This is a genomic window from Sulfitobacter albidus (assembly GCF_018200035.1).
In the GTDB taxonomy this organism is placed as follows: Bacteria; Pseudomonadota; Alphaproteobacteria; order Rhodobacterales; family Rhodobacteraceae; genus Sulfitobacter; species Sulfitobacter albidus.
On record NZ_CP073581.1, the window covers coordinates 99,901 to 123,554 of the forward strand.

The window sequence follows — 23,654 nt, forward strand, 5'->3', positions numbered from 1 at the left end:
GGCGGCTACTGCTCGGGTGCTTCAGGCCCGCGCTCCAACGGAAGGGGGCGCGCCAGGATCGCGAGCGTTGCGAGGCAGGCAATGCCCGCCAGCGTGTACCATCCAAGGATGCGTTGCAGATCTGCGGTGGGCAGCAGCCCCGTGCTTTCTGCGGTGGTGGAGGCGGCCATGAGGGTCGCGGCGAACACCAGCTTTCCCGCGAGGCTTTTGAGCGAGAGATAGGTGGCGCGGGTTTGTGCGGGCAGAAGCGGCTGGATACGCGCGAGGATGAACGGATTGGCCAGCGCATCCGGCACCATGCGCAGCGCAAGCACGGCGATGGCGAGCGTCGCGGTCGTCAGCGACAGCGTGGCGTTCAGGGCGAGTTGCAACGCAAAGGCCGCAAGCAGCGTGAGCGGCAGGCCGAGGCGGATGCGCAGTGGCAGCGCCACGAAGGACACCGCGACCGAGATCGCCATCATGACCGCCGTGATCGCACCGCTGACCAGCGGCGCCTCACCCGCAAGGCCGATGGTGTCGAGCGTTTCGCGAATGAACGGTTGGCCAAAGACAAAGGGCAAATGGCTGAAGCCGTACATCAGCACGCCAAGCGCAAAGAGCCAGGCGAGCACGGGATGGGTGAGCGCGCCGGTCAGCGCGCGCAGATCGGCGCGGGCGGTGGTGGTACGGCTGCGCGGCGGCTCTGACAGGCGCAGGGTGAGTGCCAAGGCCGCGAGAAAGGCAAGCGCGGTGGCGTAGAACGGCAGCGTGGGTGCGATCTGTGCGAGGGCCCCGCCGATGACGGCGGAGAGCGCAAAGCCGGTGAAGGAAAACCGCTGCACCCGGATTTCCTGCGCCTCGACCTCCTGCGTGCGGCCCGCCGCGTCGAGGGATTCGTACAACAGCGATGTATCGGTGCCCGAACGAAAGGCCGTGGAGGCGCCGATCAGCGCCTGACCTAGCGCAAACACGGCAAAGCTGTCGCCGGTCGCGAGCGCAAGGCACCCGAGTGCCCCGCAGAGCGCCGAGAGCGCGAGGGTAAAGCGGCGGCCGATGCGGTCGGAGAAAACGCCGGAGGGTACTTCGATCAGGGTCGTGGCAATGTCGTAGACGGCGTACAGCGCAATAGCCTCGGCGCCCGAAAGTGTGCCCTGGAAATACAGGAACCACGTCGCCTGCCAGAACAGCATGCCGTTGAGAAAGTAGAACCACGGCAGGGCGGCGATGGTGCGGTTTGGATCCATCGCGTGAGGGTAGGGCGCGATGCGGCATTGGGAAAGGGCCGTTGGCGGCGGTTTGACGCAAACGAGGGGCTGGGGCACGAATGATTGGGGGAGGAAAAGGGCCGACGGCTTGGCGCGCGCAGGGTGATGGGGGCCTTGTCGACGCTTAGTCCTCCGCGCGCTCGACCCCCTGGGCAATCGCGGCGCGCAGGCGCTTTTCCAGCGTGCGCTGTTTGCTTTCGGAGTGGTATTTCAGCCCGAACATATCCTTGACGTAGAAGGTATCGACCACCTGCTCCCCGTAGGTCGCGATCACCGCGTTGGCGATGTAGACGTTCGAATCCGCCAGCGCGCGCGCCAGATCATAGAGCAGGCCGGGGCGGTCGCGGGTGTCGACCTCGATGATGGTATAGATCTCGGAGCCGTCGTTGTCGAAGCTGATGGAGGTCGGCACGCGGAAGGCTTTTTCGCGTTTCTTGACCTTGTCGCGGGATTTCAGCGCGTCGCGCGCGATGACTTCACCGCGCAGGGTTCGTTCGATCATCTGGCGCAGGCGGGGCAGTTTGGAAGCCTCGTAGGCGTTGTCCTCGGCGTCCTGGATCCAGAAAGCATCGGTGACATAGCCGTCTTTGGTTGTGTAGCTGCGCGCGTCGACCACATTGGCCCCCACCAGCGCCAAGGCCCCCGCGAGCCGGGCAAAGATGCCGGGATGATCGGGCATGACGAAACACGCGCGCGTGGCGTCGCGGTCTTCGTCGGGGAAGAGGTCGATCACGATCTCATCCTTGTTCTGATCGCGCAGCATCTTGGCAAAGGCCACATGGGCCGTGACGTGCAGCCCCTGCCAATAGGGATCGTAGTGCCGCGCGGTTTCGGCACGCAGCGCCTTTTTCGGCCAATCGGGCAGCGCCGCACGCAGGGCCTGTTTGGCCTCCGCGCCGCGGTTCGAGCGGTTGAGCGCCTCCATCCCTTCCTCAAGCGCGCGGTCTGTCTGGCGGTAAAGCGCGCGGATCAGCACGGCTTTCCAGTTGTTCCAGGTATCGGGCCCCACGCCACGGATGTCGCAGACCGTCAGCACGCACAAAAGATCGAGGCGTTTGACCTCGCGCACGGCCTTGGCGAAATCGCGCACGGTGCGCGGATCGGCGATGTCGCGTTTCTGGGCCATGTCCGACATCAGAAGGTGGTAGCGCACGAGCCATTCGACCGTGTCGACCTCGTCTTGCCGCAGGCCCAGACGTGGGGCCACCTTGCGCGCGATCTGGGCGCCGAGGATCGAATGATCCTCCTCGCGGCCCTTGCCGATGTCGTGCAGCAGAAGCGCCACGTACAGCACGCGGCGGTTCACCCCGCGCGCGAGGATTGAGGAGGCGACGGGCAGCTCTTCTTCCAGCTCGCCCTTTTCGATGCGCGCAAGGTTGGCGATGGTCTGGATGGTATGCTCGTCCACGGTATAGCTGTGGTACATGTTGAACTGCATCATCGCGACGATGGGCTCAAACTCGGGGATGAAGGCGGCAAGCACGCCCAATTCGTTCATCCGCCGCAGGGCGCGTTCGGGATTGCCGTGCTTGAGCAGCAGATCCAGGAAGATGCGCTGCGCCTCGGGGGCGGTGCGGAATTGGTCGTCGATCAGGTGCAGGTTTGCCTTGATCGTGCGCATGGCATCGGGATGGATCAGCATGCCGGTGCGCAGCGCTTCCTCGAACAGGCGCAGCAGGTTCATCGGATCGGCGAGAAAGTCGGCGTCATCCTCGATCGCAATGCGGTTGTGCACGACCAGATAGCCGGGTTTGATCCGGGGCTTGCGGCGAAAGATCCGCTCCAGCAGGGGCTCTGATTTGACGTGCATGTCTTCGAGCTTGGTCAGGAAGATGCGGGTCAGATCGCCCACGGCGGTGGCGTGACGGAAATAGGCCTGCATGAACACTTCGACCGCGCGGCGACCGCCCCGATCCTGGTATCCCATGGCCTCGGCCACCTGCACCTGCATGTCGAAGGTCAATTGCTCGGTCGCGCGGCCGGTCAGCAGATGCAGATGGCCGCGCGTGGCCCAGAGAAAGTTTTCGGCGGCGGTGAAGGTCTCGTATTCTTCGGGTCGAAAGACGCCTTCGGTCACCAGTTCAACCGTGTGGTGCACCTTGTGGATATGTTTGGCGATCCAGAAGAGCGATTGCAGATCGCGCAGCCCACCCTTGCCTTCTTTGACGTTGGGTTCAACGACATAGCGCTGGCCCTGCCGCAGGTGACGGTTGTCGCGCTCTGCCAATTTGGCCTCGATGAAATCACGGCCCGTGCCGGAAAAGAGATCCGCGCGCAGGGCCGTTCCCAGATCCTGCGCAAGTGCTGCATCCCCGCAGATAAAGCGGTATTCGAGCAGGGAGGTCTGGATGGTGAAATCCTCTGCCCCAAGCTTTACGCAATCGCGGATCGTGCGGCTGGAATGGCCAACCTTGAGCTTGAGATCCCAAAGCATATACAGCATCGCCTCGATCAGCGTCTCGGCTTCGGGCGTGATGCGGCTGGGCGTCAGGAACAGCAGATCCACATCCGAAAAGGGCGCCATTTCTCCGCGCCCGTAGCCGCCCACGGCGATCACGCTGAAGGGGGATTCGGGCGGTGCCTTCACCAGCCTGTCGCGGGCGGTTTCCAGCACGGTCTGCACCAGACAATCGGTCAGGTAGCTGTAGGCGCCGGTCATGGCGCGGGCGTCGAACGGGCTTTGTGCAAAGCGTTCCGCGATCAGGGCGCGGGCGTCGCGTTGCGCGTGACGCAGGATGTCGAGGATGGCCGCGCGCGCATCCTTGCCTGTGACGGCGGCGATGCGGGCGGCGATGCCGACGCTGTCGAATATCTCCTCCGGCGCCGCGAGAAGGGCGGGCGCCGAAGGGGGAAGGGCGGTTTGGGTCACAAAGGGCTCAGAACCCGGCGCCGCCGAAGGCCTGCGGCGCGCCTTCAAGCACGACGACCGCGTTGTTGCGCACGGTCGCCACGGCAAGGCCACGATCGTTGGTGCCGTCCGCGCGCAGACGGAAGATCCCGCTCGCGCCCTTGAAGCCCGCGCCCTGCGTCAGGGCGGCGCCGGACAGCGCGTTGGATTTGCCTGCCTTCACAAGCGACCCGACGGCGGCGATCCCGTCAAAGGCAAGCCCGGCGATGTCCAGCGGACGCTCCCCGTAGGCCTGAGCGTAGCGGGCCGAGAAGGCGGCGGAGGCACCGGGATCGGGCAAGGCGAACCATCCCTCCTGGATGCCGCGCAGCGACAGGGTTTGCGACGGGATGTCCCAGCGGCTCAGCCCGATGTATTTGGTCGTGTCGGGGGACACGCCGGCGCCGGGCAGTTGATCAGCAAAGAGCGGCAGGGCGGTGGCGGAATTGGCTGTCAGGAACAGCGCATTGGCGTTGCCATTGTCGACGGCGGCCTTGACCCGGGGGATTGCCGCGCGCACGGATTCCTGGCTCAGCGCATAGTCGACCGTGCCCGCGAGGGTGGCACCATTCGCGTTGATCGCTTTCTGGATCGCGTTGCGGCCCAGCTGCCCCCCGATGTCATTGGCGTGCAGCACGACGATCCGGTCGCGGTTCTGACGCTTGGCATAGCCGACCAGACGGCGCGCGGTATTGTCAAAGGTGGGCCCGAGCACAAAGACGTTGCCGCCGGCGATTGTCGTGTTGTTGGAGAACGACAGCACGTTCACCCCGGCGGGTGCTGCGGCGACACCGGCGGCATTGGCCGCCTCGCCATAGACTGGCCCGAGGATCAGCTTGGCCCCGTCCGCAATGGCCTGCGCGGCGGCCGTGCCTGCGGTGCCGGCCTGCCCTGCGGTGCCATAGACGCGCAGATCGATCTGCACCCCGTCCAGATCGCGGATCGCCATGCGCGCCGCGTTCTCGAGGTTCTTGGCCAGCAGGTTGTCCGCCGCAGAACCGCCGCGCGGCACCAGAAGGGCGATCGGCACGGGGGCGGATGTATCGATGCGCGGGCCCGAGGATCCGCCAAGACCGCCCAGTGCTGCGGGATCACAGGCCGCCAGCGCCAGCAGCGCCGCGGGCAGAGTAAACAGCCGCGTGAATTTTTGCGTGATGCGACGGATGGCAAACATGGATACGGTACTCCCCAGACAAGGCGCGATAGGCGTTGAACCCGCGCGAATTGCGGGCATCATAGAGTGTGCACGGAGAGGGTCCAGCGTTGAATATCCATAGGCAGAAACTGGCGGCCGGGATCATTTTTGTCGGGGTGCCCATCGGTACGGCGCGCGACATCACCCTGCGGGCCCTCGACACGTTGGCGAGCGCCGATGTCCTGGCGGCCGAAGACACCCGCAGCCTGCGCAAGTTGATGGATATCCACGGGGTCGCGCTCGACGGGCGCCGGATCGTGGCGCTGCACGATCACAGTGGCGACGGCGTGGTCGAGCGGCTGGTCGACGCGGCGCGCGAGGGCCAATCGGTGGCCTATGCCTCCGAGGCAGGCATGCCCCTGATCGCGGACCCGGGGTTCGAGCTGGGCCGCGCGGCGCGCGCGGCGGGTGTGCCGGTGACCTGCGCGCCGGGCGCGTCGGCGGTACTGACGGCGCTGGCCATCGCCGGTTTGCCGACGGATGCCTTTCACTTTGCCGGATTTCTGCCCAACGCGAAGGCCGCCCGGCTGACGGCACTGAGTGCGCTGGCGGGGTGCCAGGCAACGCTGGTCTTCTACGAATCGCCCAAGCGGTTGGGCGCAATGCTGCGCGACGCGGCGCAGGCGCTCGGGGTGCAGAGGCAGGCGGTGGTCTGCCGGGAATTGACCAAGAAATTCGAGGAAACACGCGCGGGCACCCTCGCCGAACTGGCCGAAACATACGCGACCGAAAAGCCCAAGGGCGAGATCGTGGTTCTGGTGGACCGGGGGCGTTCAGAGTCTGTTAACTTTGATGATTTAGAGATGATGCTGGAACATGCGCTTGAAGGGCAGTCGATGCGCGACGCCGTCGATGCGGTGGCCACGGCGCAGGGACTACCGCGTCGATTGGTCTATCAAAAAGCACTTGCGCTGCGGCAGTCCGGGGATGCGGAGGAATGACAGGATGACAAAGGCAAATGCGGTACATCGCGGGGCGATGGCCCATCACGCAGGGGCTGCGGCAGAGCACCGGATCGCGCAGGATTACGAGCGGCGCGGCTTTTCACTGGCGCGGCGGCGCTGGCGCGGGCGTGCGGGGGAGATCGATCTGATCCTGCGCGACGGGGATGGGCTGATTTTTGTGGAAGTGAAGCAAAGTGGCAGCTTTGCACGCGCGGCACAGCGGATCACGCAACGTCAGATGCACCGCATATACGCCAGCGCCGAAGAGTTTCTGGGAGGAGAGCCACGCGGCGCGCTTACGGATGTCCGCTTTGATGTCGCACTTGTGAATGATTACGGCGAGACGCAGATCATCGAAAACGCTTTCGGCCACAGCTGAGGCATTGCACAGGGCGGTCCGCTTTGCCATCTAGATGGCAGCAGCAAGGATAAGCCCATGAAAATTGCCTTCCAGATGGACCCCATCGGCGACGTCGATATCAACGCAGACAGCAGCTTCCGCCTGGCCGAGGAAGCGCAGGCGCGCGGTCATAGTCTGTTTTTCTACACGCCAGACCATCTTGCCTATCAGGAGGGGCGGATCACGGCGCGCGGTCAGGACATGACTGTGCAGCGCGTGGCAGGCGATCCGGCGGTGCTGGGCGAGATGCGCGAAGTGGATCTGAGCGATTTTGATGTCGTATGGCTGCGGCAGGATCCGCCGTTCGACATGCATTACATCACGTCGACCCATCTTCTGGACCGTCTCAAGCAGACGACACTGGTCGTCAACGATCCATTTTGGGTCCGAAACTTTCCCGAAAAGCTGCTGGTGCTGGATTTCCCTGACTTGACCCCCCCCACCGCCATCGCCCGTGACATCGCCACGCTGCGCGCCTTTCGGGAGCGGCACGGGGATGTCATCCTCAAGCCGCTCTACGGAAATGGGGGAGCGGGCGTGTTCAAGCTGACCAAGGATGACAGCAACCTCAGCTCACTGCATGAGCTGTTTACCGGGTTCAGCCGGGAGCCATTGATCGTTCAGAAATTCCTGCCGGATGTGTCCAAGGGCGACAAGCGCGTGATCCTCGTCGACGGGGAAGCCGTCGGTGCGATCAACCGTGTGCCCGCCGCCGGGGAGACGCGGTCGAACATGCACGTCGGCGGGCGGCCGGAGAAGGTCGGTCTGACCGCGCGCGATCGCGAGATCTGTGACCGGATTGGCCCGCTTTTGAAAGAGCGTGGGCAAGTGTTTGTCGGGATCGACGTGATCGGTGATTATCTGACTGAGATCAACGTGACCTCCCCCACCGGTATTCAGGAGCTTGAGCGGTTCGATGGCGTGAACATCGCGGCCAAGGTGTGGGACGCGATCGAGGCACGGCGCGGATGAGCCGTCGGCGCGGTCTGCTGAATGGCTGGCTGCGCCGGGTGGAAAAACGGCGTCTGCGGCGGGGGACTCCGGATCAGCTGCGCCGCGCGCTCGAGGTGGAGGCGCGGGTGTTCTTCTTTGCGCCGCGCGGCACGGTACGGCGCCGCATCTCTTTGAGGTCTGTGCCCGCGCTGGTGCTTGAGCCCCGTGGGGCGCGCGCGGAGCGGGTATTGTTCTACATTCACGGGGGCGGCTTTGTGTTTGGCAGCCCCGAGACCCATCACGCCATGGCCGCCACGCTGGCAGGCATGATTGGCGCGCGGGCTGTTCTGCCGCGCTACCGCCGCGCGCCTGAGCATCCGTACCCCGCCGCCCCGGACGACGTGCGTGCGGCCTGGGATGCGCTGATCGCCAGCGGTGTGGACCCCGCGCAGGTCGTGCTGGGCGGGGATAGCGCGGGGGGTGCGCTGGCGTTTGGCCTTCTGGCTGCGCTGAGCGTCGAGGGGATGGCGTTGCCCGGTGCGGCGTTCGGATTCTCTCCGCTGACCGATCTGACCTACGGCGCAGAGAGTTTGCAGCGCAACGCGGCGGCGGATGTGTTGCTGCCCGCGGAACGCGTGGATGAATTGGCGCAGACGTTCCTGTGTGGAGCTGATCCGCGCGATCCACGCGTCAGCCCGATCTTTGGCGCGTTCGGCCCCGAATGCCCCGCTTGGATCACGGTGGGAGATACGGAGATTCTGCAGGACGATGCCCGTGGCCTCGCGGCTGCCCTGCGCCGGGATGGTGCCGACGTGACGCTGATCGAGGCGCGTGATTGCCCGCATGTCTGGCCGATCTTTCACAATATCCTGCCGGAAGCGCGGGAGACGCTATCGGCCCTCGCCGCGTGGATCAGGACGCGTCAGGGTTGGGCAGACGAAAGCTGAGCGCTTCGGCGATATGCGGTTTGGCCACTGTGCCCGACCCGTCGAGATCGGCGATGGTGCGCGCAACCCGCAGCACCCGGTGGTAGCCGCGCGCGGAGAGGCCAAACCGCTCGGCCGCGCGGCTGAGCAGATCGCGCCCGTCCGCGTCGGGGTTGGCCATGCGTTCGAGCGTGTCGCCCTCGGCGTCCGCATTGCAGGTCACACCGTCCATCCCGGCAAAGCGCGCGGCTTGAAGCGCGCGGGCCGTGGCGACGCGTGCGGCCACGTCCGCCGACCCCTCCCCCGCGGCCGGTAAATCGAGATCGGCGTAGCTGACCGGCGGTATGTCCACGCGCAGGTCGAACCGATCCATCAGGGGGCCGGAGATCCGGCCAAGGTAGTCCTCGCCGCAGTGCGGCACGCGGGCGCAGGCGCGGGCCGGGTCGGGAAGATAGCCGCATTTGCAGGGGTTTGCCGCCGCGATCAGCATGAATTTGCACGGGTATTTTACGTGTGCGTTGGCGCGGGCGACCATGACTTCGCCCGTCTCGATGGGTTGGCGCAGGGTTTCGAGCACGGTGCGCGGAAACTCGGGGAACTCGTCCATGAAGAGCACGCCGTTGTGGGCCAGCGATGCTTCGCCCGGCTTTGCCTGCCGCCCGCCGCCGATGATCGCGGCCATGGATGCCGTGTGGTGCGGCTCGCGAAAGGGGCGCGCGCGGGAGATGCCGCCCGCGTCCAGCAGCCCGGCGATGGAGTGGATCATCGACGTCTCCAGCGCCTCGACCGCCGTGAGCGGTGGCAGGATCGACGGCAAACGCGCGGCGAGCATGGATTTGCCGGAGCCCGGTGTGCCGATCATCATCAGGTGGTGTCGCCCGGCGGCGGCGATTTCCAGCGCGCGCTTGCCGCGTTCCTGGCCCTTGACGTCGCGCAGATCGCGTGCGGTGGGCAGGGCTGCAACCTCGCCCGGTTCCGCCGGTGCCAGTGGCACCTGACCGGTAAAGTGCCGCACCACATCGCCCAGCGTTTGCGCCGCGATGACCTGACAGGCATTGACCCACGCCGCCTCCGCCCCCGAGCCGAAGGGGCACAGCAGGCTGCGATCCTCGCTTGCGGCGGTCATGGCGGCGGGCAGGGCGCCGGTGACGGGCACAAGCGCCCCGTCGAGTGACAGCTCACCGAGCGAGACGACCGTTTCCATCACGTCGGCGGGCAGGATTTCGAGGGCGCACAGCAGCGACAGCGCGATGGGCAGATCGAAATGACTGCCTTCCTTGGGCAGGTCGGCGGGGCTGAGATTGATGGTGATGCGTTTGCTTGGCAGGGCGATGGCAAGCGAGGACAGCGCGGTGCGCACCCGGTCGCGTGCCTCTGACACGGCCTTGTCCGGCAGGCCCACGATGGAGAACGCGGGCAAGCCGGGGGTGACAGCGCATTGCACTTCGACCGGGCGCGCGTCGACGCCCTGAAACGCGACGCTGTGCGCGCGTGCGACCATGTGAGAGCCTCCCTGATCCGGCGGCGTTAACCATGGCGCAGGGAATCTTTAAGAAAGGTTAACGGACGTCAGGCAGGCCAGGGATCGGCGGCGCCGGCGGGTGGATAGGGGAAGGGATCGTAGGTTTGCGTCAACCCGTCGGCCCGCCACGCGACAAAGGCGGGATCGGTGATGGTTGTCTCGCAATACCGGCGCGCGGCGTCCGAGATGGGCAGGTTGTATCCGATCATCCGGGCGCAAACCGGCGCGTAGAACGCATCGGCCAGCGTATACTCGCCAAAGAGCCACGGACCGGATCCGGCCATTTTCCGCGCGCTGGCCCAAAGGGTTTCAATCCGCGCAAGATCCGCCCACACAGCGTCCGAGGGCGCAAAATCACGATCGACATGGGCCAGTTGCATCGGGCAGGCGCCCCGCAGCGCGGTGAACCCCGCGGCCATTTCCGCGCAGAGCCAGCGGGCATGGGCGCGCCGGGCGGGATCCGTGGGCCACAGGCCCGCGTCGGGGTGACGCTCTGCCAGGGTTTCGGCCATGGCCATGGTTTCCGCCACGACGATCCCGTCGGGGGTGCGCAGCGTCGGGACCGTGCGCGCAGGCGCCAGATGCGCCAGATCGGCGGCTGTCGTCCCGGCGTAAAGGCCGACGAGGTGTTCGTTGAAGGGCAGGCCGAATTTTTCCAGCATCAGCCACCCGCGCAAGGACCAGCTGGAGAAGAGCCGGTCACCGATATAAAGATCATAGGTCATGGCGTGACCCTACGCAGAGGCCGGACGCGCGACAAATTCAATTTTGCGCCGGGTGGGATCACGCGACGTGATTGATCCGCTCGACGCGCCAGTCCCCCGCGTCATGCGCGACCGTCGTGATCGAGATATTGTCGATCTTGTGCGCCATCGCTTCATAGGCGGTCACACCGAGGGCGCGTTGCACCTGCGTCAGCACGACGCCGAAATGCGCGACGGCGATGATATGGCTATCGGGATGCGCAGCGTTGAGCCGGTCGACGACCGCATCGACACGGGCGCGCGTCTGGTTCCACGATTCCCCCTCGGGCGCCTGAACATCGCCCGGCTTTTCCCAGAAATCGCGGCTGAGCCGGGGATCACGGGCGGCGACGGCATCAAAGCGCATGCCGTCCCACACGCCAAAGTCGATTTCGCGCAGATCCGCCGTGTCGGGCAGGCGGGTGTGCGAGGGGCCGGCCAGCGCATCCGCCGTGTCGCGTGCGCGGATCAGATCCGAAGAGATCAGCAGCGCACGGCCGGGCAGCGCGGCGCGCACCCGCGCGAGGAAGGCAGTATCGCTGAGATCTGCGGGCACATCGCGCCAGCCGACAAAGGTTTTTTCGTGGGTCGGGCCGTGACGCACCCAGTGCCAGACGGTCATGGCAGGTCTCCTTTCAGGACGACGGGCAATCCCGCGACGATCATCACCGCCAGATCGGCTTCGGCGGCGAGCGCGATGTTGAGCCGGCCCTGCGCCTCGCGGAACTGCCGGGCAAGGCGATTGTCCGGCACGATGCCGTGGCCAACCTCGTTAGAGACGACGACCCAGGGCGCGGGGCAGGCCCGCAGCGCGTCGATCAGCGTGTCTTGCGCCGCCGCCAGATCGTTTTCAGCCAGCAGATGATTGGTCAGCCACATGGTCGCGCAATCAACCAGAACGGGCGACTCGGGGGGATATTTTCAAGAATTGGCGCGAGGTCAAACGCCGCTTCATGGGTGGTCCAGCGGGCGTCGCGGCGGTCTTTATGCACTTTAACCCGAAAAAAAGTCTCGTCGTCCTGAATGGTGCTCGTCGCGACGTAATTTGCCGTTATGCTATTGTTAAGAATTACGTTTTCCGCCCATACCGATTTGCCCGAGGCGGCGCCCCCTAACACGAAAGTTCCTTTCGACAACATTTCTCGTAACCTTTCGTGAACCTTTGTGCATTTTCGTGCGTATACTCCGTAATTGATCACCATAAGGTGGCACTCAACCTCAGGGGAAGCGACATGGCGATAGGAACGGCGCAAGATTTTTCGCTGACACGGACAGCGATGAAGGCGGAACTACTGGATGCGGAGACGGAGCTCAAGCTTGCCTACGCCTGGCGGGATGAGCGATGCGAGCAGAGCCTGCATCGTTTGATCACCGCCTACATGCGGTTGGCAATCTCCATGGCTTCGAAATTCAAACGCTACGGCGCCCCGATGAACGATCTGATCCAGGAGGCCGGGCTGGGCCTGATGAAAGCCGCCGATAAATTCGACCCCGATCGCGGCGTTCGGTTTTCGACCTATGCAGTGTGGTGGATCAAGGCATCGATCCAGGATCACGTGATGCGCAATTGGTCGATGGTGCGCACCGGCTCGACATCGTCGCAGAAATCCCTGTTTTTCAACATGCGCCGGGTTCAGGCGCGGCTGGAGCGGGAAGCCGCCGCGGTAGGTGAGACCCTCGACAAGCACCAGCTGCGGCAGATGATCTCGACAGAGATCGGCGTACCGCTGCACGATGTCGAGATGATGGAAGGGCGCCTTTCTGGGTCCGACTATTCGCTGAACGCGACCCAGTCGACAGAGGACGAGGGCCGCGAGTGGATCGACGCGCTGGAAGACGACAGTGCGCAGGCCGCCGAGCGCGTCGAGGACAGCCACGATACGGAAAAGCTGCGTGGCTGGCTGGTGGCGGCGCTGTCCGATCTGAACGATCGCGAGCAGTTCATCGTCCGCGAACGCAAGCTGCGCGATCAGCCCCGCACGCTTGAAAGCCTCGGGCAGGAGTTGAGCCTGAGCAAGGAGCGGGTGCGCCAGTTGGAAGCGGCGGCGTTCGGCAAGATGCGCAAATCGCTTGAGATGCAGTCGCAAGAGGTGTTCCATTTCCTCGGATGAAGACGGGTAGCGGTTTTTTGAGATTTGGCGCGGTCCTTGGGGCCGCGCTTTTCTTTGCGCAGACGCTGTTGGCCGAGGTGCCGGCGACCGCGCGCGCGGCTGATATCGTTTTCCTGGGCGAACAGCACGACAATCCCGACCACCATGCGCGGCAGGCTGAATGGGTGGCGGCCCTTGCGCCGCGCGCGCTGGTGTTTGAAATGCTCACGCCCCGGCAGGCGCAGCGCGGCGCCCGCGAGGACCGTGCGGATGCGCGCGCACTGGAGGGCGCATTGGAGTGGGAATCGTCGGGCTGGCCCGATTTTGCGATGTATCATCCGATATTCCGCGCCGCGCCGGATGCCGCGCTCTACGGGGCGGGTGTGCCGCGTGCGCAGGTGCGACGCGCGCTGGAACGGCCTCTCGCCGAAAACCCGCTATCGGCGCGCTATGGGCTGGATCGCCCGGCCCCGCAGGCCGAGCAGGCGCAGCGCGAGGCCGGGCAGGACGCGGCGCATTGCGGGATGCTTCCGGCAGAAATGCTGCCCGTGATGGTGGACGCGCAACGTCTGCGTGACATGACGCTTGCCGATGCCGCGCTGCGCGCGCTCGATGAGACGGGCGGTCCGGTGGTGGTGATTACGGGCAACGGTCACGCCCGGCTTGATTGGGGCGCGCCTGCGCTGGTGGTCCGTGCGGCGCCCGAAGTGTCGGTATTCTCGCTCTTGCAGGGGGAGGCTGGCGGCACGCCGCCGGGGGGCGGATCGCTGACGTTGGATGCGCCCGCGCCCGCCAGCGGCGATCCCTGCGCGGCCTTTCGCGACTGACAGCACTGGCGCGCCTTGCACGCTCTGCCTATGCTGCGCGCAAATTGGGCGAAGGGGCACGATATGCTGGCTGGCAAACATGTTCTGCTGATTATCGGCGGCGGGATCGCGGCGTTCAAATCGCTGGATCTGATCCGGCGTCTGCGCGAACGCGGCGCCACGGTAACGCCGGTGCTGACGCGCGCGGGCGAGGAGTTCGTCACGCCCCTATCCGTCTCTGCTCTGGCCGGGACGAAGGTGTTTCGCGATCTCTTTGATCTGGGTGATGAGGCGGAGATGGGCCATATCCAGCTGAGCCGCGTGGCCGATCTGGTCGTCGTGGCCCCGGCGACCGCCGATCTGATGGCCAAGATGGCGCAGGGGCACGCGAATGATCTGGCCTCTACCCTGTTGCTGGCGACGGACACGCCCGTGCTGATCGCCCCGGCGATGAACGTGCGGATGTGGGAGCACGCGGCCACCCAGCGCAACCTTGCGACGCTGCAGGGGGACGGCATCGCCGTGGTGGGGCCCAATGAGGGCGATATGGCCTGCGGGGAATACGGCCCCGGACGGATGGCGGAACCGCTGGAGATCGTGGCGGCGATCGAGGCGCGGCTGGCCGATGGGCCGCTGAAGGGCAAGCGGGTGCTTGTCACCTCGGGCCCCACGCATGAGCCGATTGATCCCGTGCGCTATATCGCCAATCGGTCGTCCGGCGCGCAGGGGACGGCGGTGGCGCGGGCGTTGGCGGCGCTGGGCGCGCGGGTGGTGTTCATCACCGGCCCGGCGGATGTGCCTCCGCCCGAAGGGGTTGAGGTGGTGCGCGTGCAGACTGCCCGCGAGATGCAGGCGGCGGTCGCGGCCGCGTTGCCCGTGGATGCCGGTGTCTTTGCCGCCGCCGTGGCCGATTGGCACGTGGCCACCGCCACGGACCGCAAGCTGAAAAAATCAAAGGACGGTTTGCCGACGCTCGCGTTTGCGGAGAACCCGGATATCCTGCGCGAGGTCAGCCAGCGCGCGGAGGGCCGACCCGCTCTGGTTGTAGGTTTTGCCGCCGAGACCGATGACGTGATCGAAAACGCCACCGCCAAGCGGCTGCGCAAGGGGTGTGACTGGATCGTGGCAAATGATGTCTCTCCCGCGACGGGGATCATGGGCGGGGCGGAGAATGCCGTGACGCTGATCACCGACGCCGGGGCGGAGACGTGGCCGCGCATGGCCAAGGACGCCGTCGCGCGCAAGCTGGCCGAGCGGATCGCGCAGGCGCTGGTCGGGTGAGCGGCCCCGTGGTGCGGCTGATGTGGGAGGAGGGGGCCGACCGGTCGCTGGAGCTTCCCGCCTATGCAACGTCCCAGGCGGCGGGTGCGGATCTGCGCGCCAACCTGCCTGACAGGACGGCGATCACGCTGGCACCGGGGCAACGCGCGCTGGTGCCCACCGGTCTGCGGATCGCGCTGCCCGAGGGGTGGGAGGCGCAGATCCGGCCCCGCTCGGGCCTTGCGCTGCAACACGGGATCACACTGCCCAACAGCCCCGGCACCATCGACGCCGATTACCGTGGACCGCTGGGGGTGATCGTGATGAACGCGGGCGATGCGACGTTTCGCATCACCCACGGCATGCGCATCGCGCAGATGGTGGTCGCGCCGGCGCCGCAGGCTAGCTTTGCCCTTGTGGAGGCGCTGGATGAGACGGCGCGGGGCGCGGGCGGCTTTGGCTCGACCGGAACGGAGTAGCGATGCTGGTATTGATCTTGGCCGGGGTGATCTGGGGCCTTGGCGTGGCGATGGGCACGCCAAGGCCTGCGCGGTGGACGATGATCGGTCTGTTGCTGGTGGCCGTGATCGCCCTGAACCTCGTACTGCCGGAGGGCAACCCGCTGCGCGCGGCGACCGGTGGGTCGGCGGCGCCGTGGTTGATCCTTGCGGGGCTGGGTGGTGCCGTCTGGGGGTATTCGCGCGTGATCCGTGGGGTCAGGGAGCGCACCGGCGTCGATGTGCGCGCGCCTGTCCTGCCGGCCGGGCAGCCCGACCGTTTTTCCGATGTCGAGCTGAACCGTTACGCGCGGCACATCGCGCTGCGCGAGGTGGGCGGCGCGGGTCAAAAGGCGCTCAAGGATGCGTCCGTGCTGGTGATCGGGGCCGGGGGCCTTGGCGCGCCGGTGCTGCAATACCTCGCGGCGGCGGGGGTGGGCACGATTGGCGTGATCGATGCGGATACGGTGGAGAATACGAACCTGCACCGGCAGGTGATCCACCGCGACGATGCCATCGGAATGCCCAAGGTGTTCTCGGCGCAGCGCGAGATGGAGGCGCAAAACCCCTTTGTCATGGTGCGCCCCTATAATCGCAGGTTCGACGACAGCATCGCGCCTGAGTTGGTGGCGGAATACGATCTGGTGCTCGACGGGACGGATAATTTTGACACGCGCTATCTGGTCAATGCGACCTGCGTCGCGGCGCGCGTGCCGCTGATATCCGGCGCGCTGACCCAGTGGGAGGGGCAGCTGAGCGTGTTCGATCCTGCGGGCGATGCGCCCTGCTATTCTTGTGTCTTTCCGCAAGCGCCCGAACCGGGTCTGGTGCCCTCCTGCGCGGAGGCGGGGGTGATCGGGCCCTTGCCCGGTATCGTTGGATCCATGATGGCGCTGGAGGCGATCAAGGTGCTGACGGGCGCTGGCACGCCGCTACGCGGTCAGATGCTGATCGTTGATGCGCTCCACGGCGAGAACCGCACGATCGGCATTACCCGGCGGCCCGATTGCACGACCTGCGGCACCCCCGTTGCGCAGGGCGCCTGACGGCTTAGGTTGAGGGCAAAGGAGATCTGCCCATGACATCGCCCAACCCGCTGCTTGAGACCTGGAACACGTCCTTTGGCCTGGCGCCGTTCGACCGGATCAGCGACGACGATTTTGCCCCCGCGCTTGATACCGCGCTGGCCGCCCACGCAGCCGAGATCGCGGCGATCGCCCAGAACCCCGAAACGCCCGACTTCGCCAATACCATCGAGGCGCTTGAGGCCGCAGGCCGACAGCTGGACCAGGTGCTGGGCGTGTTCTTTACCGTGGCGGGGGCCGACAGCAATCCCGCGCGCGAGGCGATGCAGCGGGATTTCTCGCCCAAACTCTCGGCCCATTCGTCGGCGATTGCGTCGAACAAGGCGCTGTTTGCGCGCATCGACGCGGTCTGGAATAGCCGCGACTCCCTCGACCTTACGGATGAACAGGCGCGGGTGCTGATGCTGACCCACCGTGGTTTTGTCCGCTCGGGTGCCGCGCTGGAAGGCGCCGAGGACACCCGCCTGCAAGAGATCAAGGCGCGGCTGGCGCTGCTGGGCACTCAGTTCACGCAGAACCTTCTGGCGGATGAGCGGTCGTGGTTCATGGAGTTGACCGAAGCGGATCTGGAAGGGCTGCCGGATTTTGTCGTCGATGCCGCCCGTGCCGCCGGGGCTGAAAAAGGGGTGGATGGCCCCGTTGTGACGTTGTCGCGCTCGCTCATCACGCCATTCCTGCAATCCTCCCCGCGCCGTGATCTGCGCGAACGCGCGCATCGCGCATGGGTTTCGCGCGGGGCGAACGGCGGCGAGACGGACAACCGCGACATCGCCGCCGAAATCCTCAAGCTGCGGCAGGAGCGTGCCACCCTGCTGGGCTACGCCAATTTTGCCGAATACAAGCTTGAAACAGAGATGGCCAAGACACCGCAGGCGGTGCGCGATCTGCTGATGTCGGTCTGGGCGCCCGCCAAAGCGCAGGCGGAGGCCGACAGCGCCATTTTGCAGGACATGATGCGCGCGGATGGGATCAACGATGATCTGGCGCCGTGGGACTGGCATTACTATTCGGCCAAGCGGCGCGCGGCGGAGCATGATCTGGATGAGGCCGCGCTGAAGCCCTATTTCCAGCTGGATCGCATGATCGAAGCGTCGTTCGCCTGTGCGCACCGGCTCTTCGGGTTGGAGTTCAAACCGCTCGACGTGCCGCTTTATCACCCCGATTGCCGGGCGTGGGAGGTGACGCGGAACGGGGCGCATGTGGCGGTGTTCATCGGCGACTATTTCGCGCGCGGCTCCAAACGCTCGGGCGCGTGGTGCTCGGCCATGCGCAGCCAGGCGAAATTCCCGCAAGCGCAGGCGCCGGTGGTCATCAACGTGTGCAATTTTGCCAAATCGGATCCCGCGCTGCTGAGCTATGACGACGCGCGCACGTTGTTTCATGAGTTCGGCCACGCGCTGCACCAGATGTTGTCGGATGTGACTTATGAAAGCGTCAGCGGCACGTCGGTCGCGCGCGATTTTGTGGAATTGCCCAGCCAGCTCTACGAGCATTGGCTGGAGGTGCCCGAAGTGCTGGGCGAATACGCGACCCACGCGCGCACGGGCGAGGCGATGCCGAAGGAGCTGCTCGACAAGGTGTTGGGGGCGGCGACCTACGACATGGGGTTCCAGACGGTGGAATACGTGGCCTCGGCGCTGGTGGATCTGGCGTTTCACGACGAGGGCGTGCCGGAGGATCCGATGGCGAAACAGGCGGAGGTTCTGGCGCGGATCGGGATGCCCGAGGCCATCGTGATGCGCCATGCCACGCCACATTTTGCGCATGTCTTCGCGGGCGACGGCTATTCCAGCGGGTATTACAGCTACATGTGGTCGGAGGTGATGGATGCCGACGCGTTCGAGGCATTCGAGGACGCGGGCGGCCCGTTCGACCCCGAACGTGCGGCGGCGCTGGAGGAGCATATCCTGTCGACCGGCGGCAGCGCCGATGCGGCAGAGCTCTATGTCGCGTTCCGGGGCCGTCTGCCGGGGGTCGAGGCGTTGCTGAAGGGGCGCGGGCTGGCCGCCTAGCCGAATTTTTTGAAAAATTCGGTCCGGAATTTTGCAAAATTCCGGTCAGCGGTGCGGGCGTCAGTAGCCCAGATCACGGTCCACAAGGTTGATGAAAGGCGCGCCCGCCTCGCCGCGCCGGATGTTCTCCACGATCACGCGCGCGGCGGTGCTTGCGCGGGTGTCGGCGGCGATGTGGGGCGTGATCGTCACCCGCTGATGTGCCCAGAACGGATGGTCCCGGGGCAGTGGTTCTACGCGAAAGACGTCCAGCGTGGCGTGGGCGATTTGCCCGCTGTCCAGCGCTGCAATCAGGGCATCATCGTCGATAAGTGGCCCGCGTCCGGGGTTGATGAGAAACGCACCGCGCGGCATCTGCGCGAAGGCGCCCGCGTCAAAGGTGTTTTCGGTGGCGGGGGTGTCGGGCAGTAGCGCAATGGCAATTTCGGCGCGGGCAAGCGCATCGCGCAGTCCCGCGTCGCCGTGCAGGCAATCGACGCCCTCAAGCGTCTTGGCGCTGCGCGACCAGCCGGACACGCGGAAACCCAGCCCGACCAGCGCCCGCGCACAGGCTTGCCCCAACGCGCCCAGCCCGAAGATCACGACCGAGCGTTCGGACGCCAGCGGCGGCGCCTTGGGCGTCCATTGGTGGCCCGGATTGACGACATGGCTGTCCATGCCAAGGTGATGGCGCAGCGTGTGGCCCGTCACCCATTCGACCATGCCTTGCGTCAGACCGGGATCGACCATTCGGGCGAGCGGGATCTGCAACGTCTTGTTGCCCACGATCTTTTCCACCCCGGCCCAGAGGTTCAGCACCGCTTTGGCGCGCGTGTAGGGCGTGAAATCCTGTAGCGGGCTGTTGGGCGCATAGACGATGTAATCGACATCCGCGGGCGGGATGTCCTGCGCCAGATGCGCGTCTATCCCTGCGTCGTTCAGGGCCGCGCGCAGGGGCGCTTCGTAGCTGTCCCAGCGCGCGGGTGTCGCTGCGAATAGCACGTTGATCATCGCGCGAATGCCCGGTCCATGGAGGCGAGGCCCTTCACCTCGATCGGGTTGCCGGAGGGGTCGCGGAAGAACATTGTCGATTGCTCGCCGGACTCTCCGGGAAAGCGTGTCTGCGGTTCAAGCTCGAATGCGACGCCTTCGGCGCTCAGCCGGTCTGCGAGCGCGCGCCAATCGTCGTATTCCAGCACCACGCCGAAATGCGGCATCGGGACCATGTGATCGCCCACGCGCCCGGTGTTTTCGACGGCCATCAGGGGGCCCAAGTGACACGAAAGCTGATGACCGAAGAAATCGAAATCGACCCAGGTGTCGGTGCTGCGCCCCTCCGTGCAGCCCAGAAGCCCGCCGTAGAAGGCGCGCGTGGCGTCAAGGTCGCTGACGTTGAAGGCGAAGTGAAAGATCGACATGGGGCTACCTCGGACGGTGGACATGGGCGGATTGCACGAGGCCGAAGGCCAACAGCAGAACCAGCATCGCCGATCCCCCATAGCTGACCAGCGGCAGCGGCACGCCGACGACGGGCGCGAGGCCCATGACCATCGACATGTTCACCGCAAAGAACAGGAAGAAGTTGAGCGCGATCCCCAGCGTCAGCAGCGATGAGAAGCGGTCACGGTTCATCACCGCAGAGACCACGCAGAACACGATCACCAGCGCGTAGAGCGTCAGCAGGGAGATCCCACCGATAAAGCCGAACTCTTCGGCCAGCGTGGTAAAGATGAAGTCGGTGTGTTTTTCCGGCAGGAAGTTCAGTCGCGACTGGGTGCCCTGCATGAAACCGCGGCCCGTCCAGCCACCCGAGCCAAGCGCGATCTTGGACTGGGTGATATGATAGCCCGCGCCAAGCGGATCGGAACTTGGATCAAGGAAAGTGTCGATGCGGCGGAACTGGTAATCCTTGAGCAGTTGCCATTCAGTGCCGCGCGACTGGAACACCGCCGCGATGAGCCCGGCCCCCGCCGCGATGACGGAGGCGAAATAGGCCCAATGCACACCCGCCAGAAACATCAGCCCGCCCCCCGCCGCCAGCAGCAGGATCGCGGTGCCCAGATCGGGCTGGCGCAGGACCAGCAGCGTCGGCAGCACGATGATCAGGATCGGCAGAAGCACCCACAGCGGACGCGAGGTCTTTTTCGCGGGAAGCCAGTCGTAGTAGGCGGCAAGAAACATCACCAGCGTGATCTTGGTCAGCTCGGATGGTTGCAGGCGGAAGAAGCCCAGATCGATCCAGCGCTGCGCGCCCATGCCGGTGGCGCCGAAGAATTCGACGGCGATCAGCAGCATGATCGATACGCCATAGGCCACACCGGCCAGATTGCGCCACATCCAGATCGGCACGAGGCCCACGGCGATCATCAACGCCAGCCCCACGCCAAAGCGTTTCATCTGCGGCTCTGCCCATGTCGACAGGTTTCCGCCGGCCACGGAATAAAGCATCAGGAAACCGGTGCCCGACACCGCCGCCAGCAACAGGATCAACGGCCAGTTGAGGTAGAGGATCTTGCGAAATCCGGAGGGGACGTGTTTGACCGTGGATTCAAGATAGCTCATGCCTGATCCTTGCCCTTGGCAATGCGCGCCTGTGGTTTGACGTCGCGCAGGCGGCTTTGCTGTATCTTGATCCGGGCGCGGTCGGCGGTTGGATAGGCCTCAAGCGGGGGTTCCCCGTCGTAGAGCGCCTGCAACATCACGTCGCGCGCGATGGGGGCCGCCGCGGTGGAGCCGCCGCCGCCATGCTCGACCAGCACGGCGCAGGCGTAGCGTGGATTGTCATAGGGGGCAAAGCTGACGAAAAGCGCGTGGTCGCGCTGCTCCCACGGCACCTCATTGTTGTTGACCACCGCCGAGCGCACCTGACTTGTGCCCGTCTTGCCCGCCATGCGCAGCCCGTCGGCGATGATGCGGCTGCGGTAGGCGGTGCCGCGCCGGTCGTTGACGACGGCGTACATGGATTTGCGCATCTTTCGCAGGTTGTTTTCGTTCATGCCCAGGGGGCCACCGCCAAGGATCGGTTGTTCCACCCCGTTGACCGATTTCACCAGCCGCGGCGCAATTGCGCGCCCGGTGGCAAGCCGCGCGGTCATCACGGCCAGCTGCATGGGGGAGGCCAGCATGAAACCCTGCCCGATGGAGGCGTTGACGGTATCGCCGATCACCCAGCTTTCGCCGCGGTTCTGAAGCTTCCAATCCTTGGTGGGGGTCAGCCCGGAATTGACCGAGCTGAGCGCAAGATCATGCCGTTCGCCCAACCCGAAGCGCCGGGCCATGGCCGAGATCTTCTCGATCCCGACCTTGAGGGCGAGATCGTAGTAATAGACGTCGCAGGAGCGTTTCAGCGAGGTTTCCAGATCGACCCAGCCGTGGCCCGCGCGTTTCCAGCAGTGGAAGCGGCGACCGCCGATTTCCAGATGGCCGGGGCAATAGACGGTCTCATCGGGGCCGACGATACCTTCCTCGATCGCGGCCATGGCGGTCATCATCTTGAAGGTCGATCCGGGCGGGTAGGCGCCTTGCACGGTCTTGTTGACCAGGGGTCGGTATTTCGATTGCAGCAGCGGGTCGTAATCCTTTGAACTGATCCCGCCGATAAACAGGTTCGGATCGTAGGAGGGGGCGGAGCAATTGGCGACAACGTCACCGTTTTCGCAATCAAGGATAACGACGGCGGCGCTTTCGCCTTCGAGCCGGGCCTGCACGTAGTTTTGCAGCTTGGCGCTGACGGTCAGTTGCAGATCGGCGCCCGATTGCCCCTCGCGGCGCGACAGCTCGCGCATGACGCGACCCGTTGCGTTGACCTCGACCTGTTTGGTGCCGGCCGCGCCGCGCAAAAGATCTTCCTCGCGGGCTTCGACGTTGATCTTGCCGATGTTGAAGCGGGGGATGCGCAGCACCGCGTCGGGGTCTTCCAACGCGTCGAGGTCTTTCTGGCTGACGCGCCCGACGCGGCCCACCACATGGGCAAAATCCGATCCGCGCGGGTAGACGCGGGTCGAGCCCACCTCGGGCGAGACACCGGGCAGGGCGGGGGCGTTGACCGACACCGCGCTGACCGCGTCCCAGCTGACGTCCTCGGCGATCGTGACGGGCAGAAACGGGGCGGAGCGTTTGATTTCGGCCAGCGCATCGGCGCGCTCTTCCGGGGTGAGGTCGATCAGCGTGGCCAGGCGGTCGAGCACGTCCTCGACGTCGCCTGCGTCCTCGCGCACCATCACGATGCGGTAGCTGGGCACGTTTTGCGCCAGCTGCACGCCGTTACGGTCAAAAATCTCGCCGCGTTTTGGCGGGATCAGGCGGATGTTGATGCGGTTTTCCTCGGCCAGCAGACGGAATTGATCGGCCTGATCGACCTGAAGATACCGCATCCGCGCGGCCAGCCCGCCCATGAACAACAGCTGCGCACCGCCCAGCAGGATGGCGCGGCGGCTCAGCTTGCCGTGAATAGCCTCTTTTTCGGCTCTGCTGCGTCTCATCCTGTCTCCGTCCTACGCGCGTTGTCCAAGGGCATCCAGTTCACCGGGGGCGGATTTGCGCACACCCATGACCGTGTGGGTGATGGCAACCACGCCCGGGTAGATCACAATCGTCGCCGCAAGTTCCAGAAGGCTCAGCCCCAGTTGCGGCGGCGGGATAAGCAGGACTGATAGCACGATCCGGTTGAGGAGCAAAATCCCCACCAGCAGCATCGTGACTGCGACCCATTCGCCGCCAAAGGTGCCGTCGCGCAGGGTCCGGCCGCGCATCTTGAGGTTTTCGCAAGCCAAGAGCGCCAGCAGCGCCCACAGGCCGGGCGGGCGTTGCAGCAACAGATCGGCGGTCAGAAACACCAGCGCCAGAGACAGCGCGGGCACGTACTCGGGACGGCGCAGCGACCAGGCAAAGGCAAAGCAGATCAGCAGATCGGGGGCGACCCAGAAACGCGGCGCGCCCTGATCCAGCAGCGCCCGCAGGCGCGCTTCCGCCGGGTCGATCTCGGCCAGCGGAGGCGAGAGTTCGGGCGCAAAAAGGCCGATGGGCTGCGTGTCGATGGGCAGCAGGTAGAAAAACAGGATCAGCAGGGCGAGCACGACAAAGCCCGCGCGCATCAGCCACAGCCGAATGGGGGAGAGTTCATCCATCGCCG

General features: G+C 65.5%; 21 protein-coding genes and 1 pseudogene. 10 read left to right on the forward strand and 12 right to left on the reverse strand.

The window, feature by feature from the left end; genetic code table 11:
* Window positions 1-5: 5 nt before the first annotated feature.
* The 3 genes from KDD17_RS00485 to KDD17_RS00495 form a co-directional block, all read right to left on the reverse strand.
* A complete protein-coding gene (locus KDD17_RS00485; RefSeq protein WP_212704787.1) occupies window positions 6-1,223 on the reverse strand; it encodes an MFS transporter in 1,218 nt (405 codons plus the stop codon).
* 145 nt (window positions 1,224-1,368) lie between these two features.
* Window positions 1,369-4,161: a [protein-PII] uridylyltransferase gene (locus KDD17_RS00490; RefSeq protein WP_212704788.1), complete on the reverse strand. Its 2,793-nt coding sequence runs from the start codon at window positions 4,159-4,161 to the stop codon at window positions 1,369-1,371.
* Window positions 4,121-5,305, reverse strand: a complete 1,185-nt coding sequence (locus tag KDD17_RS00495; RefSeq protein ID WP_212704789.1) for a penicillin-binding protein activator — start codon at window positions 5,303-5,305, stop codon at window positions 4,121-4,123. Before KDD17_RS00495 ends, KDD17_RS00490 begins: the two co-directional genes overlap by 41 nt.
* Before the next feature lie 89 nt (window positions 5,306-5,394).
* On the opposite strand from KDD17_RS00495, the gene rsmI reads away from it, so the two are divergent.
* Genes rsmI through KDD17_RS00515 form a run of 4 tightly spaced genes read left to right on the forward strand, consistent with a single transcriptional unit; the run spans window position 5,395 to window position 8,550 of the window.
* The gene (rsmI, locus tag KDD17_RS00500; protein WP_212704790.1) at window positions 5,395-6,267 is read left to right on the forward strand and encodes a 16S rRNA (cytidine(1402)-2'-O)-methyltransferase; all 873 of its coding nucleotides are present in this window, start codon (window positions 5,395-5,397) and stop codon (window positions 6,265-6,267) included.
* 4 nt (window positions 6,268-6,271) lie between these two features.
* Window positions 6,272-6,649: a YraN family protein gene (locus KDD17_RS00505; RefSeq protein ID WP_212704791.1), complete on the forward strand. Its 378-nt coding sequence runs from the start codon at window positions 6,272-6,274 to the stop codon at window positions 6,647-6,649.
* 57 nt (window positions 6,650-6,706) lie between these two features.
* Window positions 6,707-7,642: a glutathione synthase gene (gene gshB, locus KDD17_RS00510; RefSeq protein ID WP_212704792.1), complete on the forward strand. Its 936-nt coding sequence runs from the start codon at window positions 6,707-6,709 to the stop codon at window positions 7,640-7,642.
* Window positions 7,639-8,550, forward strand: coding sequence for an alpha/beta hydrolase fold domain-containing protein (locus KDD17_RS00515; RefSeq protein ID WP_212704793.1), 912 nt, complete (start codon window positions 7,639-7,641; stop codon window positions 8,548-8,550). The genes gshB and KDD17_RS00515 overlap by 4 nt, the downstream gene beginning before the upstream one ends.
* Here the strand turns inward: KDD17_RS00515 and KDD17_RS00520 are convergent.
* From KDD17_RS00520 to cobU, 4 genes and pseudogenes are all read right to left on the reverse strand, one after another.
* Window positions 8,516-10,030, reverse strand: a complete 1,515-nt coding sequence (locus KDD17_RS00520; protein WP_212704794.1) for a YifB family Mg chelatase-like AAA ATPase — start codon at window positions 10,028-10,030, stop codon at window positions 8,516-8,518. The genes KDD17_RS00515 and KDD17_RS00520 overlap by 35 nt on opposite strands.
* Window positions 10,031-10,098: 68 nt before the next feature.
* Complete coding sequence (locus tag KDD17_RS00525) at window positions 10,099-10,776, reverse strand: glutathione S-transferase (protein WP_212704795.1); 678 nt, start codon at window positions 10,774-10,776, stop codon at window positions 10,099-10,101.
* A gap of 58 nt (window positions 10,777-10,834) precedes the next feature.
* A complete protein-coding gene (locus tag KDD17_RS00530) occupies window positions 10,835-11,416 on the reverse strand; it encodes a histidine phosphatase family protein (RefSeq protein WP_212704796.1) in 582 nt (193 codons plus the stop codon).
* Window positions 11,413-11,996 (reverse strand): annotated as a pseudogene (gene cobU, locus KDD17_RS19200) (bifunctional adenosylcobinamide kinase/adenosylcobinamide-phosphate guanylyltransferase). Before cobU ends, KDD17_RS00530 begins: the two are co-directional and overlap by 4 nt.
* A 75-nt stretch (window positions 11,997-12,071) precedes the next feature.
* On the opposite strand from cobU, the gene KDD17_RS00540 reads away from it, so the two are divergent.
* The 6 genes from KDD17_RS00540 to KDD17_RS00565 all read left to right on the forward strand — a co-directional run bounded on the left by KDD17_RS00540 (window position 12,072) and on the right by KDD17_RS00565 (window position 18,544).
* A complete protein-coding gene (locus tag KDD17_RS00540) occupies window positions 12,072-12,905 on the forward strand; it encodes an RNA polymerase factor sigma-32 (RefSeq protein ID WP_431358134.1) in 834 nt (277 codons plus the stop codon).
* Window positions 12,902-13,711, forward strand: a complete 810-nt coding sequence (locus tag KDD17_RS00545) for a ChaN family lipoprotein (RefSeq protein WP_212704798.1) — start codon at window positions 12,902-12,904, stop codon at window positions 13,709-13,711. Before KDD17_RS00540 ends, KDD17_RS00545 begins: the two co-directional genes overlap by 4 nt.
* Before the next feature lie 63 nt (window positions 13,712-13,774).
* Complete coding sequence (gene coaBC / locus KDD17_RS00550; protein WP_212704799.1) at window positions 13,775-14,971, forward strand: bifunctional phosphopantothenoylcysteine decarboxylase/phosphopantothenate--cysteine ligase CoaBC; 1,197 nt, start codon at window positions 13,775-13,777, stop codon at window positions 14,969-14,971.
* Window positions 14,972-14,991: 20 nt separating this feature from the next.
* Window positions 14,992-15,429 (forward strand): dUTP diphosphatase, encoded by a 438-nt coding sequence (gene dut, locus KDD17_RS00555; protein ID WP_212706102.1) that lies wholly within the window; start codon window positions 14,992-14,994, stop codon window positions 15,427-15,429.
* Window positions 15,430-15,431: 2 nt separating this feature from the next.
* Entirely contained in the window at window positions 15,432-16,493 is a 1,062-nt protein-coding gene (locus KDD17_RS00560; protein ID WP_212704800.1) for a HesA/MoeB/ThiF family protein, read from the forward strand.
* A gap of 32 nt (window positions 16,494-16,525) precedes the next feature.
* Window positions 16,526-18,544, forward strand: a complete 2,019-nt coding sequence (locus KDD17_RS00565) for a M3 family metallopeptidase (RefSeq protein ID WP_212704801.1) — start codon at window positions 16,526-16,528, stop codon at window positions 18,542-18,544.
* A 60-nt stretch (window positions 18,545-18,604) separates the two neighbouring features.
* Here KDD17_RS00565 and KDD17_RS00570 read toward each other — a convergent pair whose 3' ends face one another.
* The 5 genes from KDD17_RS00570 to KDD17_RS00590 are packed head-to-tail and all read right to left on the reverse strand — an operon-like array spanning window position 18,605 to window position 23,649.
* Entirely contained in the window at window positions 18,605-19,534 is a 930-nt protein-coding gene (locus tag KDD17_RS00570) for a 2-hydroxyacid dehydrogenase (protein ID WP_212704802.1), read from the reverse strand.
* Complete coding sequence (locus KDD17_RS00575) at window positions 19,531-19,941, reverse strand: VOC family protein (protein ID WP_212704803.1); 411 nt, start codon at window positions 19,939-19,941, stop codon at window positions 19,531-19,533. The genes KDD17_RS00570 and KDD17_RS00575 overlap by 4 nt, the downstream gene beginning before the upstream one ends.
* A gap of 4 nt (window positions 19,942-19,945) precedes the next feature.
* The gene (rodA, locus tag KDD17_RS00580) at window positions 19,946-21,085 is read right to left on the reverse strand and encodes a rod shape-determining protein RodA (RefSeq protein WP_212704804.1); all 1,140 of its coding nucleotides are present in this window, start codon (window positions 21,083-21,085) and stop codon (window positions 19,946-19,948) included.
* On the reverse strand, window positions 21,082-23,004 hold the full coding sequence (gene mrdA / locus KDD17_RS00585; RefSeq protein ID WP_212704805.1) for a penicillin-binding protein 2: 1,923 nt from the start codon (window positions 23,002-23,004) through the stop codon (window positions 21,082-21,084). The genes rodA and mrdA overlap by 4 nt, the downstream gene beginning before the upstream one ends.
* Before the next feature lie 12 nt (window positions 23,005-23,016).
* Window positions 23,017-23,649: a rod shape-determining protein MreD gene (locus tag KDD17_RS00590; RefSeq protein ID WP_212704806.1), complete on the reverse strand. Its 633-nt coding sequence runs from the start codon at window positions 23,647-23,649 to the stop codon at window positions 23,017-23,019.
* Window positions 23,650-23,654 lie beyond the last annotated feature (5 nt).

Coding starts and splice junctions, on each gene's coding strand:
- KDD17_RS00485 (WP_212704787.1), bottom strand. CDS start 1,223: ATGGATCCAAACCGCACCATCGCCGCCCTGCCGTGGTTCTACTTTCTC.
- KDD17_RS00495 (WP_212704789.1), bottom strand. CDS start 5,305: ATGTTTGCCATCCGTCGCATCACGCAAAAATTCACGCGGCTGTTTACT.
- KDD17_RS00505 (WP_212704791.1), top strand. CDS start 6,272: ATGACAAAGGCAAATGCGGTACATCGCGGGGCGATGGCCCATCACGCA.
- gshB (WP_212704792.1), top strand. CDS start 6,707: ATGAAAATTGCCTTCCAGATGGACCCCATCGGCGACGTCGATATCAAC.
- KDD17_RS00515 (WP_212704793.1), top strand. CDS start 7,639: ATGAGCCGTCGGCGCGGTCTGCTGAATGGCTGGCTGCGCCGGGTGGAA.
- KDD17_RS00520 (WP_212704794.1), bottom strand. CDS start 10,030: ATGGTCGCACGCGCGCACAGCGTCGCGTTTCAGGGCGTCGACGCGCGC.
- KDD17_RS00525 (WP_212704795.1), bottom strand. CDS start 10,776: ATGACCTATGATCTTTATATCGGTGACCGGCTCTTCTCCAGCTGGTCC.
- KDD17_RS00530 (WP_212704796.1), bottom strand. CDS start 11,416: ATGACCGTCTGGCACTGGGTGCGTCACGGCCCGACCCACGAAAAAACC.
- KDD17_RS00540 (WP_431358134.1), top strand. CDS start 12,072: ATGAAGGCGGAACTACTGGATGCGGAGACGGAGCTCAAGCTTGCCTAC.
- KDD17_RS00545 (WP_212704798.1), top strand. CDS start 12,902: ATGAAGACGGGTAGCGGTTTTTTGAGATTTGGCGCGGTCCTTGGGGCC.
- coaBC (WP_212704799.1), top strand. CDS start 13,775: ATGCTGGCTGGCAAACATGTTCTGCTGATTATCGGCGGCGGGATCGCG.
- dut (WP_212706102.1), top strand. CDS start 14,992: ATGTGGGAGGAGGGGGCCGACCGGTCGCTGGAGCTTCCCGCCTATGCA.
- KDD17_RS00560 (WP_212704800.1), top strand. CDS start 15,432: ATGCTGGTATTGATCTTGGCCGGGGTGATCTGGGGCCTTGGCGTGGCG.
- KDD17_RS00565 (WP_212704801.1), top strand. CDS start 16,526: ATGACATCGCCCAACCCGCTGCTTGAGACCTGGAACACGTCCTTTGGC.
- KDD17_RS00570 (WP_212704802.1), bottom strand. CDS start 19,534: ATGATCAACGTGCTATTCGCAGCGACACCCGCGCGCTGGGACAGCTAC.
- KDD17_RS00575 (WP_212704803.1), bottom strand. CDS start 19,941: ATGTCGATCTTTCACTTCGCCTTCAACGTCAGCGACCTTGACGCCACG.
- rodA (WP_212704804.1), bottom strand. CDS start 21,085: ATGAGCTATCTTGAATCCACGGTCAAACACGTCCCCTCCGGATTTCGC.
- mrdA (WP_212704805.1), bottom strand. CDS start 23,004: ATGAGACGCAGCAGAGCCGAAAAAGAGGCTATTCACGGCAAGCTGAGC.
- KDD17_RS00590 (WP_212704806.1), bottom strand. CDS start 23,649: ATGGATGAACTCTCCCCCATTCGGCTGTGGCTGATGCGCGCGGGCTTT.